The sequence below is a fragment of the Bacillus sp. JJ1533 genome, assembly GCF_036965045.1.
Lineage (GTDB): Bacteria > Bacillota > Bacilli > Bacillales > Bacillaceae_L > Ferdinandcohnia.
This window is the reverse complement of the sequence record NZ_JBALOV010000046.1, coordinates 1-12,454: the sequence shown is the minus strand read 5'-3', so window position 1 is coordinate 12,454 and position 12,454 is coordinate 1. Positions and strand designations below refer to the sequence as shown.

Sequence of the window (12,454 nt, the reverse complement as noted above, 5' to 3'; positions counted from 1 at the left end):
GTGGGTTCGATTCCCATCAACTCCATCTTACTAAAACCATTCTAGTCAACTAGAATGGTTTTTTTCTTGCAAATAAAAAGGGATCAATTATAGGAGGTAAGACAGTGAAATTTTTACAAGGGGGTTTAGGAATTCTTTTGCTAATAGCCCTTATTGTTGTATTCGCGACAAATGGTGAAGAAACTAAAATTGAAGATTCAAATAAGCAAGCAACAGAACAAGTAGATGAAGATAAGGAACAGGCGGCTACTGAAAAAGAAGAGCAAGAACAGGCTGAAAAGGAAGCTGAACAAAAGGCGGCTGAAGACGCAAGGCAAAAAGAGGAAGCTGCGCAAAAGACAAAAGAAGAAAATCAACGACAAGAACAGGCTGAACAAAAAACGGCCGAACAAGCGCAAGCGATTGGCTTAGAGGCAGTCATTGTTTCTAGAGTTGTTGACGGTGACACGGTTGAACTATCAGACGGCCGGAAGATTCGCTTAGTCGGAGTAAATACGCCTGAGTCTACCACTAGGAATGAAGTGTATGGAAAAGAGGCAAGCAACTATACAACATCCCAACTCGAAGGAAAAAAAGTGTGGATTCAAAAGGATGTATCCGATAAAGATCGCTATAATCGATATTTACGCCTAGTCTGGTTATCAGTTCCAACAAATGTAATGGACGAAGCAGAGATACGTTCAAGAATGTTTAACGCGCATCTCGTTTTAAATGGATATGCCGAACCTTCAACCTACCCGCCGGATGTCACCTATAGTGACTATTTTGTAAAGTTTGCCCGTGAAGCACGATCGAATGGAATCGGCCTTTGGGCATACGGTGAAAATGGGACAACAAAAGGAGACCTCGATTCTGAACAATCAAAGCCTTTAGCGCAAAAAAAACATTCAACAACAGGTAATGGAGAGGAATCCTATAAAAATTGTACGGAACTCCGTAAAGTATATCCGAATGGTGTGCCATCAACACATCCAGCTTATGAAGCCAAACACGACCGCGACAAAGACAACTGGGCATGCGAAAAAGCATCTTAAAATGGGCAGACTCAATCAGATTGATTGGGTCTTTTTTCTATTGCATCTATCCCTTTGATTTCAACAAATTTGTTAACAACATCCCCACAAATCAAAATACATTTATAATAGAAGTAGGGATTGATTTTTATTCATTCAACCACATATAACTCCTTCAACAAAAGATTCAATCCCCATCAAAAAATGAAAGGGGTTTCTTAAATGAAACGACTACTTGTTCCAGTCGATGGTTCTACACATTCTATTAAAGCCCTACAATTTGCATTACAGCTAGCCGTTGAAAATGACTCTGAAATCGTATTATTAAATGTCCAGCCAAGTTATAATACTCCAAATGTAAAACGATTTGTTAAGCAAGAACAAATCCGGCAATATCAAACAGAAGAAAGTAAAATTGCTTTTGACCTTGCTTTAGCGGAAACACAACATTTTTCTATTCCCGCTCAGACAAAATTAAGAATTGGGGAGCCTGCCATTGAAATATGTGCAGAGGCAAGGGATATACAAGCAACCCAAATTGTGATGGGATATCGAGGACTTGGTGCCATCAAAAGAACTGTCCTTGGAAGTGTAAGCTACAAGGTGTTACACGATGCTCCTTGTCCAGTGACAATTGTTCCATAATGAAACAATTTATTGAAGAATGATTGATTACCAATCATTCTTTTTTATTTGTCGAAAAAAACTGTCGCTAATTGTCTGAATTTTTTACCAAAAGTTGGTTGATTGCTAGATTCAACATGTTAACATAGTATTGTAAGCGTTTTTCATAATGCTTGTACCATAGTTTAATCAAAGAGGAGGAAAAAAATGAGCCAATTAATTTTTGCATTACGAGAAAAGGTTGAGTCATTTTTAAATGGAACAAAGAAGCTTTATATCAATGGGGAGTTTGTTGAAAGTGCTTCTGGGAAAACATTCGAATCCTACAATCCTGCGACAGGAGAAGTATTAGCAACTGTAAGCGAAGCAGGACCTGAGGATATTGATCGTGCAGTAAAAGCAGCCCGCAAAGCTTTTGATGAAGGACCATGGCAAAAGATGACCGCAGCCCAAAGAAGCCGTATCATGTATAAACTGGCAGATTTGATGGAGCTACATAAAGATGAGCTAGCTCAATTGGAAACATTAGATAATGGTAAACCGATTCGTGAAACGTCAAATGCAGATATTCCTCTAGCAATTGAACATATGCGCTATTATGCTGGATGGTCTACGAAAATCGTTGGACAAACAATCCCTGTAAATGGACCATTCTTTAACTATACTCGCCATGAAGCTGTAGGTGTTGTAGGGCAAATCATTCCATGGAACTTCCCACTGTTAATGGCTATGTGGAAACTTGGTGCAGCTCTTGCAACTGGTTGTACTGTTGTATTAAAGCCGGCTGAACAAACTCCTCTTTCCGCTCTCTATTTAGCAGAGCTTATGGAAGAAGCTGGATTCCCAGCAGGTGTTGTAAATATCGTTCCTGGCTTTGGTGAAACAGCAGGTCAGCCACTTGTAGATCATCCACTGGTTGATAAGATCGCATTCACAGGTTCAACAGAAGTCGGAAAAAGCATTATGGAAAGAGCCTCAAAATCATTAAAACGTGTAACATTAGAATTAGGAGGAAAATCTCCAAATATTATTTTACCAGATGCCGATCTTTCAAAAGCCATTCCTGGTGCATTAAACGGGGTTATGTTTAACCAAGGCCAAGTATGCTGTGCGGGGTCACGTGTCTTTATCCAAAAGAAACAATTTGATAATGTTGTGGCTGACATGGCAAGCCATGCTGAGAAAATCAAACAAGGAGCAGGTCTGCATTCCGATACAGAAATCGGACCACTTGTTTCGATTGAACAACAAAATCGCGTTTTAGGATACATCGAAAAAGGGATTAATGAAGGTGCTGAACTAGTAGTTGGTGGTCAAAAGCCATACGAAGAAGGCTACTTCGTTTCTCCAACAATTTTTGCAAACGTAAAAGATGAAATGACAATTGCAAAAGAAGAAATCTTTGGCCCTGTTATTTCAGCAATGCCATACGAAGACCTTGATGAGTTAATTAGCCGTGCTAATAATTCCGAGTATGGCCTTGCAGCTGGAGTTTGGACGCAGGATGTAGGAAAAGCACATTATATTGCTAATAACTTACGTGCGGGAACTGTATGGGTAAACTGCTATAATGCATTTGATGCAGCTTCTCCATTCGGTGGATACAAGCAATCAGGTATTGGCCGTGAAATGGGTTCCTATGCTTTAAATAACTACACAGAAGTGAAGAGTGTTTGGATTGCAATGAACTAAAGCAAAACGAATGCACCTGAAATAATATCAAAAGAAGGCGAGAATCCCATTTAAGGGTTCTCGCCTTTTTTGGTTAAAAAGTACCTGTATGATGTTTTTGAATTTGCCGTTTCGGTAATTGGACCTTATATAAGAGATCTATAATACGTGTGCTAATAAATTGACTGACAAGAGCATAAATGATGATTTTCCAATCTACAATGATTCCTGTCATAAGTAAAATCGTACCATTAATAACAAAAAGTGTTTTTCCTGGTGAAAATCCTTTAAGTTTTGAAATAATTAAAGCTAAAATATCCATACCACCTGATGAAGCCCCCATTCGAAATAATATCCCAATTCCGACACCAAAAATTATAGAACCTATAATCAAATCGACGATTACATGTGAAATTGGATTTGTAATCAATGGAGTGATCAGACGAATTGTGAGTGCTGTAACCGTGACACAATACAACGTCCAAATGGCTGTATCTTTTCCAAGCCACTTTATTGCTGCAAATAAAAGGCCAGCATTTAGGACCCAGAGCGTACTATCAAAAGGAATACTCGCTACATAATTAAACAAGACAGCTACACTCGCTGCTCCTCCCGTTGGAATAAAATGTGGAAATAAAAAAGTTGCCATTGCAAATCCTTGAATCATTGCTGCAATCCCAAGGACCAAACCTTTATTTATTATTTTCATGGCGTAAGCTCCTAAGTCGTATCTTATGATTTACTTACTATATGGTATCATTATTTTTCCACATAAAAAAGGTCTGCTTTCCCCCATCATAATGGTAAGCAGACCTTTTTTATTTTGATTAGTCTCTCCAAATAATTTCACCCGATTTTGTTGTAGGATCGATTTCAACATCGAAATCGTGTTTTTCATAAAAATGAACGAGGCGGTCTACGTGGTCCCAGTCTCTTTTTGCTATATCACCTGTAATTACAGGAATGTTTTGTTCGCGAGCAATTTCCTTTAAATGATTCATGCAGATTGAGCCATATCCTTGGTTAGCCGGTCCTCTAATGTCACCGATATGGATTGCATTATCCTTATCCTTATACTGTGCATGAAGTGTAAAATCCCATTTACCTCGATAAGCTGAATCGCAATCATTCACCATGATTTGACATTGGTTCCCATCATCAAAAGCTGAGACAATTACCCATTTTTCATCTTTCGATTGGTCAATACCGATGATTTGATGTTTTTTCGAGATTTCTTTAATGTTATCTTGCATGCGGTACATCTGAAACTGCAAATCCTCTAAATCTTGTTTGACCTCTGACGGGCTCTTGTTAAGATCCTCTTTCATTAGCAAACTTTGAAAATACATTACAAACACCTTTCATTGAATATTTTAGGCCCACACGTGGTGGGTCAAAAAGACGTCGCTACAGGTTGCTGCATTCGAAACATCCCATCGAAAAATAGGAATATCCGAAGGTTATTAACTTTTTATTCCATTTTATTGATAAAAATGGAAAATGTTTACGTTTCTTACAACAAACATACAGTTTCCGATTATACTAGACTAATAACATTTTTGCAAACCGAGCATTGCTGTCATATTTTTATTAACTGTCTATAACATCTTTGTAACACGGTTGTCATTTTATTATGTTAGGATAGTTTCCAAGTAGGAAAAAGGTCTTATGAAGGAGGTAGGATACTTTGAAAATCTCAACTCTTACAAAAAAGCCAGCCTTTCTCTATCTAATTGGTGTCCTATTCATTATTGGATGTAGTGTTTTTACTACAATCCATCATTCGAAAGCTGAAACCATTGAAAAGCATAACAATCAAGTCCAAGAAATAAAGAAAGAAAAAATAAATCAGCAAGAACAACAAAGTCAGCATGTTGAAAGTAAACCCGTTCAGATGGCTTCAAAAAATTATAATGTTGAACAGGAAAACACAATTTCTGGTTCAGAATTGGACAAGCATTTAAAAGGGAACTTAAAAGGTTTAGGACATAATTTTGTAAAATCAGGAGAAGAACATGATATCGACCCGATATTTTTAGCTGCATTAGCTGCTCAGGAAACAGGTTGGGGCAATTCTGATATTGCTAGTGCCCCTTGGAATAATATTGGCGGGATTACCTGTATGCCCGATATTTATGCAAATATCTTTGGGGAAGATTATCCAAACCCTGGTTGTGAGCAATTAGTAGACGGTGGGACCAATTGGCAAAAGTTCCTTTCCATTGAAGATAGTATTCGCTTTAAGGCGATCTATTTAAAACAATATTATGTTGAAAATGGGAATGAAACAATTGGTGAAATCCAAACAGTTTACGCGCCCAATGAAGCAGCTAACGATGCCACAGGTTTAAACAATCACTGGGTAAAAAATATTGTATCCATCATGAACGATGTAAAAGCTGAACAAGCCTAATGAAGGTGCCTTTATGGCGCCTTTTTATTTTGATTTTTAAAGTGAACTTTCTTCGCATCTCATTCGTATTATTTTGCGGAAGATATAAGTGAATGAGGGTGTTAAGAATGACAGAGTTTTTTCTATTTTGGTTAGCGGCATCAATTGGGGCAATCGCCGTTATGCCGTATCAATTTAAAATGCTAAAAGGCAGAATCGAAGAAGACGCAAATAGGAATCCAACTAAAAAGACTCCTCCCACTCCTGTACTTGTGTTGATTAGCATTCTACAAAGTGTTGTGCTATTAGGGGTTTCAGCATTTATTGGAACCTTGTTGGCTCCAAAGGTTGAATTGCATTGGTGGTTAGTTGATCAATGGTTAAATGGGACCCCCGTTCCATATCCGATTTTAAGAACAATTCTACTAAGCTTGGTTGTCGGTGCCTTAGCAGCCATCGTCATTATTGGATTAGACTATCTATTTATGAAAAGAATGCCCAAGGTCGATATGGATGAGCCTTCAATGTTTCAGTCGTTTTTAGCTTCTTTTTATGGAGGTATTTCAGAAGAAGTTTTAACCCGCTTATTCTTAATGACAGTCGTGGTTTATGCATTTAGCCTTTTAGGTATAGGGACTGCTTCCTATTGGATTGGTATCCTCTTCGCTGCCCTTTTATTTGGGATTGGGCATTTGCCTGCTGCTTTTGCTCTTTTCGGGAAAACAAAGCTTGTTTTTTGGCGTACAGTATTACTTAATATGGTACCCGGTATCTTATTTGGGTATTTATATTGGAGGTTTGGAATTGAAATCGCAATGATTGCACATTTTACAGGAGATATCTTTTTACACGTCATATTTGGACCACTATTCCGAAAAAAAATGGCAAATTAGCTCACGAGGTTTCGTGGGCTTTTCTTTTGTTTTACACACCGATATTTACATGAATTAATACAATACAAAAGAAGAATGTGGAAGGAGCCCGACAATGTATTATTATGAGCCTTGGATGATGCGCACAAAGCCGGTTAGAAATATGAATTCTAAACAAAATAAATTGAAGGTCAATGGAGAAGGAAATGTTTCAATAGCACCGACTTCATCAACCATCACATTAGGTGTAATTACCGAAAGCAGCACTGTTTCGACTGCTCAAAATGAAAATAACCAAATAACAAATAAGGTTATTCAAGCCCTCATTGGGCTAGGAATTCCAAATAAAAATATCAAAACAGTCGATTTTCGAATTGAAGTCCTATATGATTACGAAAATTCAAAACAGACCCTAAGAGGTTATCGGGTCGTTCACATGCTGCAAATCTCAGATGTAGATATGCAAGCAACCGGTAGTGTAGTTGATACGGCTGTACAGAACGGAGCGAACACCGTTACAAGTATTCATTTTACGGTTTCAAATCCCCAGGTTTATTATGCGAAAGCGCTTGAAAATGCGGTTGCGGATGCCGGACGGAAAGCTCGTACAATCGCCAATGGGTTAGGAGTTCAACTTCAAGAAATCCCGCTTCATATTAAAGAGTTATCGCAACAATCTCCACCAATCCCATTCCAGACAGCGATGTTTGCTAAAAGTGAAGCAACTACACCGATACAGCCTGGGGAACTAACGATAACTGCTAGGATTGAAGCAACGTTTTCGTATTTATTATAACCTTTTCTAGATAAGGAATTGTTTATCAAAGGACTCTATTTCCCTTTCAAGTGCTTCTTTCTTGGAGAGAAGCACTAAGGATTTAGTAATAGTAAGATTGATTCTTAGATGTCTTATGTTCATTCTACCTAAACTTGACGTTTCATCGTTATTACCATTCTTTTGGCTCATAGTTGAGTTCTCTAAATAGGTGAGTTCGTTCCTTCTTAGATAAATCTCTCCATTGTCCAGGAGGAAGATTACCTAAATGAATATTCATGATTCGGGTTCTTTGCAATCGGTAAACTTCATACCCTAATTCAGCGCACATGCGGCGAATTTGACGATTGAGACCTTGTGTTAAAATGATTTGAAAATCAAACTTTGATAATTGTACAACTTCACAAGGAAGTGTTTTTACGCCTAATATTTTAACACCTTCTGACATCTTCTTTAAGAATTCAGGAGTAATTGGCTTGTCTACAGAAACGATATACTCCTTTTCATGCTTATTTTCTGAACGCAGAATTTCGTTAACAATGTCGCCATCGTTCGTAAGAAGTATTAAACCCTCTGAATCTTTATCCAGGCGCCCAATATTAAATATTCTTAATGGATGGTTGACCAGATCAACAATATTTCCTTTGACCCCTTTTTCTGTTGTACTAGTAATGCCTACGGGTTTATTTAGGGCAATATAGACATTATTCCTTGCTACTCTTATTGGATTTCCATCTACTCGAACATCATCCCCAGGTTCAACTTGGCTTCCTATAGTTGCACGTTTTCCATTAATAAAAACTCTTCCATCGGTAATTAATTTATCGGCACCTCGTCTAGATGCTTTTCCAGATTCACTTATATATTTATTAATACGCATGTTGACACACCCTTAAACTATCGATTCTTATTGTAGATATTAACTATACTTTATTATTAGGATGAATCACAATCTCTAATTTTAGACCGGGAACAAATTTTTAATGATTAGCATACAACTCCAAGCTTTAGAATCGTTTTTAATTCACTATATAATCAATTTCTATTAAATCCCATGATGTGATGATCCCTAAAGGTTTTTCATCAATTTGTCCATTGTCAGTAATGATCACGGCCTCTAGTTTTTTTCCATGGGCATGTCGTTTTTCAAACATTTCTTCTACAGCAAATATATCTCGATCTTTATCGACGAAATCAATGAGATGTTTTGTTTCGTATGGGATGACTTCTCCCACTCGAATATTGGCTAAATGGATAACATCACTAGATAGATGCCTTGCCATCCATCGTAAAACAGCACCAGACGTTAATATTCCCACACATGAACCATCTTTATAAATGGGGAATTTTGTGTACGTATTATTGTGAGTCGCAAGAATTACGTCTTTAATGGAAGAATGATAATTAAAATAGACAACAGGGTTACTGGAAATAGACAAGGCTGTAACCGGCTTTTCTAAAAGCTCGGCAATTTCTTCAATTCTCTCGACCACATCTTCGTGAGGCTCTGCAATATAGAAATCAGCACGTAATTTTTCATGAACAATGGCATTTCGCAGCTTTGCAAATTGAAAGAGCTCATCCTTATAGGTTCGAATAACTGCATGTCTTTTGGCTCCATGTGCAACTAATTGAGTAAAAATATCCCCAGGAATGTTCTTAACCATTTTACCTAATGCTTTATGAATTCGATTGAAAGCTATCTCAAAACGTTCTGATAAATCTATTTCAATGATTTCCACTTCTTAAACCCTCCTACTCTTCTACTATTATATTTTATTAATGAGTAGAGTTGGAAGATAATCGCATAAAAAAAGCAACAGTTTTACAAAGTCAAACTTAATCAATAGTAGACAGAATGAAAAATTGGAGATTTCATGATAGTCCTATGTTTTTTGAGGAATAATACTTTCATAAGATATAAAAGGATATAAAGCGAGGAATTTTATGAAAAAAGTTGCAATGTTTTTCCTATGTCTTCTTATATTAGCTCTTCCATCACAAGTTTTTGCTCAACGTCAAGTACCTATTTTGGTCTATCATTCGATTGACGAATTTAAAGGACTGGGTTCTAAGGAGTTATATGTAACACCTAAGAATTTCGAGAAACAAATGATTTACCTAAGAGACCATGGCTACACATTACTAACGTTTGATCGATGGCAAGACATTCATAAAGTAAACAAGCCCATTTTTATTACCTTTGATGATGGGTACAAAGACAATCTGAATGCATTTGGTATTCTTCAAAAACTGAAAAACGAGCGTTTTAAACCAACTGGTACCATTTTTGTTATTTCTGACTTTATCGGTCGCTCCAACCGATTATCCAAATCGGATTTAAATATGATGTCTGATTCGGGGATTTTCTCCATACAGTCTCATACTGCTACACATCCTGATCTAACAAAAATAAAAAATTTTGAATATGAACTGAAAGAATCCAAAGATAAAATTCAAAAAATAACAGGCCAACCCGTTATTGCTCTTGCATATCCATACGGAAATTTCAATAAAAAGGTCGTTACAGAAACGAAGAAATACTATTTGTTTGGACTTACGACAACTCCTAAAGCTTTTTCTGAGAAGGGTATAAAAGACGAACTTTATCTTTTACCACGGATCTATATCAAGTATTCAACTACTCTGGATGACTTTGCAAAGATCGTTGCGGGAGAATAAAAGCTGCATCTGGTAATCATCTTCTTTTGGAACCGAGGAAAGTGGTTAAAGGGACTAAAGGGGTTGTGTTAATATCACAAGAAAACGCTCTGAGACTTTTTCTCTGAGCGTTTTTTTGCTGCGTGAAATGTGACTTTATTGGTCCATTCAGTTTCTAATAAAAGGCATCTTTTTGTAGGATTTATTTTTTTGCTTCTTTATCAACAACAAGTTCAAAATATAATTGACGCAGGATATATGCTTTATATGTTTCTAGCTTTTTACGTTCAACCGGATGCTGATGAATCCCTTTTTCTTTTAATTGTTTGACGTACCAACCCTTTGATCCTGGATAAGCCATATTCGAATCCCCCTCTTTTTTCGCTTGTCCTATATGTATGCTACTAAGGGGAAAAGAATGACTAGTAGAATAAACAGTATCTATGAAAAAAATCAAATAAACGTGTAACCTATTATGAAACTCTGCGTCTAATACTATGAAGTTTCATTTCTCTCTTGCCTCTAATTACTCTCTCAAATTTAGAGGCGTTTTTTTCATGTCTCCCCTATCTTTTATATATTGCAAAAAACCTCTAGGTACTTCCTAGGGGTTTTTGGATTGAATGAAGCGTTACATATTTACAAATAGTATAGGGTAGGGGTGATTAATGTGAAAAAAGAGACGTTTTGTTGGGTTCTAACCGGCCTTGTGATTGCTTTTTTTCTATGCTCATTCTTTTATTTTAGTTCGGATGTTTTCGCAAAATTTATTAGTGGATTTTGGGATTAAAAAAGCTCCCTGCTATTAAAACGGGAGCTTCTGATATCACAATTCTTCTAATTCAGCTACTGGGACTGTATTTCTTTCATGCTCCCGCCCTCTAAGGTGTACTGTGCACATATTCCCCTGTTCATCGCAGCTGTCAATCCATACAGAGGTTCCTTGATAATGTACGGTTACATCATTTGAAGAAGATAAAATTTGCTTTGCTCTACGAATATCCATTCTTTCTTCACTCCTCATTTATATTTTTTTTACTAGCCATAGTTTCCGAATAAATAGGAATTTTATGCAAAAAATAGCAAGTTTTGAACACACTATAAAGAAAGCACACAGGATGAGGAGTAAAACGATGAAGCTAAATGAAAATGAGAAGAAATCACTTAGTGATTCGATTGATAAATTAAATGAAGGCTTGGATGTTGTCATTCAGCTTTATAACGAAGCAGAAGAAGATAAACCATTAATCCAATTTGATGAAGATGTCATACAAGCCATTGAAAAAGCCAAGCAAACGTTTGGAGATGAAGAGATTACGCGAAGAATCAATACGATCATTAAAGAGATTTTTGCCTTTCTCCCAAAAGATGAAAAAGAATAAAAACGTCAAACATCATCTTATCGAGAGGAGTGGCATCATTGCTAACAAGTATCTTAGCTTCATTTTTTAAGCGATTTTTGATTGCAAAGCTCATAGGGATTGTTTTGTTGGTTATGGTCATTTTTGGAGCCATTATTCATTTAATTGAACCGGATAACTTTCCAACTATTTTTGACGGGGTATGGTGGGCCATTGTCACGGCCGCAACTGTTGGATATGGTGATTATACACCTACTAGCTTCTTGGGAAGAATCGTTGGGATGTTCCTTATCTTTATCGGTGTTGGGATTGTAACCCGATATTTTGCTGCGATTTCAACTTCAACCTTCGTCACTCAAAATGCTTATCTTGAAGGGACCTCAGGCTTCCACGGTAAAAAACATATTATCATCATCGGCTGGAATGAACGCGTGAGGGAAACCATTTCATATCTAAAAACCCCAGGTTCGGTCATTGAAATTTTGTTAGTCGATGATTCTTTAGAAAAAAACCCAATGCCTGGCAATCATTTTCATTTTATTAAAGGAGACCCAACCCGCGATGAAACTTTAAAACAAGCAAATATTCAAGATGCGGAAATGGTTCTCGTGACGGCTGACCAAGGCAAAGATGAGCTTCATGCTGACATGATCTCAATCCTTACCTTATTGGCGATAAAAGGGCTAAATCCAAACGTATATACGATTGTAGAAATCCTCACCACACATCAAATTCAAAATGCAAAGCGTGGAGGTGCCGATGAGATTATTCAGACGAACCGGATTTCAAGTTTAGTGATGGTGAATAGTATTTTATCACACGGAGTGTCTGATGGATTACTTTCCATGTTAGTGGATTTAAAAGGGGGAAAACTGCAGTTTTTAGATGCAACCTTTGATTTAATTGGGATGACGTTCCAAAAGGCGAGTGAAACCTTATTGAAGGAAGGTAAAATTTTGATCGGGATAAGACGTGAAGATGAAATTACGATTAATCCTCCCCTTTCACTTGAATTACGAAAAAATGATCAAATCCTTATCTTGAAAAGCTAAAAGGGATTCCTAAATTAAAATGTACCCTATAGA

At 37.0% G+C, this 12,454-nt stretch carries 15 protein-coding genes; 9 read left to right on the top strand and 6 right to left on the bottom strand.

Annotated elements, in window-relative coordinates:
* Window positions 1-104: 104 nt before the first annotated feature.
* The 3 genes from V7138_RS22920 to V7138_RS22910 all read left to right on the top strand — a co-directional run bounded on the left by V7138_RS22920 (window position 105) and on the right by V7138_RS22910 (window position 3,329).
* On the top strand, window positions 105-1,034 hold the full coding sequence (locus V7138_RS22920) for a thermonuclease family protein (protein ID WP_335402045.1): 930 nt from the start codon (window positions 105-107) through the stop codon (window positions 1,032-1,034).
* 201 nt (window positions 1,035-1,235) lie between these two features.
* Window positions 1,236-1,658 (top strand): universal stress protein, encoded by a 423-nt coding sequence (locus tag V7138_RS22915; protein WP_335402043.1) that lies wholly within the window; start codon window positions 1,236-1,238, stop codon window positions 1,656-1,658.
* Between the two features lie 186 nt (window positions 1,659-1,844).
* A complete protein-coding gene (locus V7138_RS22910; RefSeq protein ID WP_335402040.1) occupies window positions 1,845-3,329 on the top strand; it encodes an aldehyde dehydrogenase family protein in 1,485 nt (494 codons plus the stop codon).
* Window positions 3,330-3,402: 73 nt separating this feature from the next.
* Here V7138_RS22910 and V7138_RS22905 read toward each other — a convergent pair whose 3' ends face one another.
* Window positions 3,403-4,017, bottom strand: a complete 615-nt coding sequence (locus V7138_RS22905; protein ID WP_335402037.1) for a YitT family protein — start codon at window positions 4,015-4,017, stop codon at window positions 3,403-3,405.
* A gap of 118 nt (window positions 4,018-4,135) precedes the next feature.
* Window positions 4,136-4,657 (bottom strand): hypothetical protein, encoded by a 522-nt coding sequence (locus V7138_RS22900; RefSeq protein WP_335402034.1) that lies wholly within the window; start codon window positions 4,655-4,657, stop codon window positions 4,136-4,138.
* A 338-nt stretch (window positions 4,658-4,995) separates the two neighbouring features.
* Here V7138_RS22900 and V7138_RS22895 point away from each other — a divergent pair, with 338 nt between their 5' ends.
* From V7138_RS22895 to V7138_RS22885, 3 genes are all read left to right on the top strand, one after another.
* A complete protein-coding gene (locus V7138_RS22895; protein ID WP_335402031.1) occupies window positions 4,996-5,721 on the top strand; it encodes a glucosaminidase domain-containing protein in 726 nt (241 codons plus the stop codon).
* A 107-nt stretch (window positions 5,722-5,828) separates the two neighbouring features.
* On the top strand, window positions 5,829-6,593 hold the full coding sequence (locus V7138_RS22890) for a CPBP family intramembrane glutamic endopeptidase (protein ID WP_335402029.1): 765 nt from the start codon (window positions 5,829-5,831) through the stop codon (window positions 6,591-6,593).
* Between the two features lie 94 nt (window positions 6,594-6,687).
* Window positions 6,688-7,368 carry an SIMPL domain-containing protein gene (locus V7138_RS22885; protein WP_335402027.1) on the top strand — a complete coding sequence of 227 codons (681 nt, stop codon included), beginning with the start codon at window positions 6,688-6,690 and terminating at the stop codon, window positions 7,366-7,368.
* A gap of 151 nt (window positions 7,369-7,519) precedes the next feature.
* Here the strand turns inward: V7138_RS22885 and rluF are convergent, their stop codons facing one another.
* Together rluF and V7138_RS22875 are read right to left on the bottom strand one after the other, a co-directional pair.
* Window positions 7,520-8,227, bottom strand: a complete 708-nt coding sequence (gene rluF / locus V7138_RS22880; RefSeq protein WP_335402025.1) for a 23S rRNA pseudouridine(2604) synthase RluF — start codon at window positions 8,225-8,227, stop codon at window positions 7,520-7,522.
* 139 nt (window positions 8,228-8,366) lie between these two features.
* On the bottom strand, window positions 8,367-9,089 hold the full coding sequence (locus V7138_RS22875; RefSeq protein ID WP_335402022.1) for a CBS domain-containing protein: 723 nt from the start codon (window positions 9,087-9,089) through the stop codon (window positions 8,367-8,369).
* 205 nt (window positions 9,090-9,294) lie between these two features.
* On the opposite strand from V7138_RS22875, the gene V7138_RS22870 reads away from it, so the two are divergent.
* Window positions 9,295-10,029 (top strand): polysaccharide deacetylase family protein, encoded by a 735-nt coding sequence (locus tag V7138_RS22870; protein ID WP_335402020.1) that lies wholly within the window; start codon window positions 9,295-9,297, stop codon window positions 10,027-10,029.
* Window positions 10,030-10,210: 181 nt separating this feature from the next.
* Here V7138_RS22870 and V7138_RS22865 read toward each other — a convergent pair whose 3' ends face one another.
* Together V7138_RS22865 and V7138_RS22860 are read right to left on the bottom strand one after the other, a co-directional pair.
* Complete coding sequence (locus tag V7138_RS22865; RefSeq protein WP_335402019.1) at window positions 10,211-10,369, bottom strand: DUF2639 domain-containing protein; 159 nt, start codon at window positions 10,367-10,369, stop codon at window positions 10,211-10,213.
* Between the two features lie 465 nt (window positions 10,370-10,834).
* Complete coding sequence (locus V7138_RS22860) at window positions 10,835-11,014, bottom strand: H-type small acid-soluble spore protein (protein WP_335402017.1); 180 nt, start codon at window positions 11,012-11,014, stop codon at window positions 10,835-10,837.
* Window positions 11,015-11,141: 127 nt separating this feature from the next.
* On the opposite strand from V7138_RS22860, the gene V7138_RS22855 reads away from it, so the two are divergent.
* Together V7138_RS22855 and V7138_RS22850 are read left to right on the top strand one after the other, a co-directional pair.
* Window positions 11,142-11,390 (top strand): atypical membrane-integrating protein (Mistic protein), encoded by a 249-nt coding sequence (locus V7138_RS22855; protein ID WP_335402016.1) that lies wholly within the window; start codon window positions 11,142-11,144, stop codon window positions 11,388-11,390.
* A gap of 38 nt (window positions 11,391-11,428) precedes the next feature.
* Window positions 11,429-12,421, top strand: coding sequence for a potassium channel family protein (locus tag V7138_RS22850; RefSeq protein ID WP_335402013.1), 993 nt, complete (start codon window positions 11,429-11,431; stop codon window positions 12,419-12,421).
* Window positions 12,422-12,454: the final 33 nt, after the last annotated feature.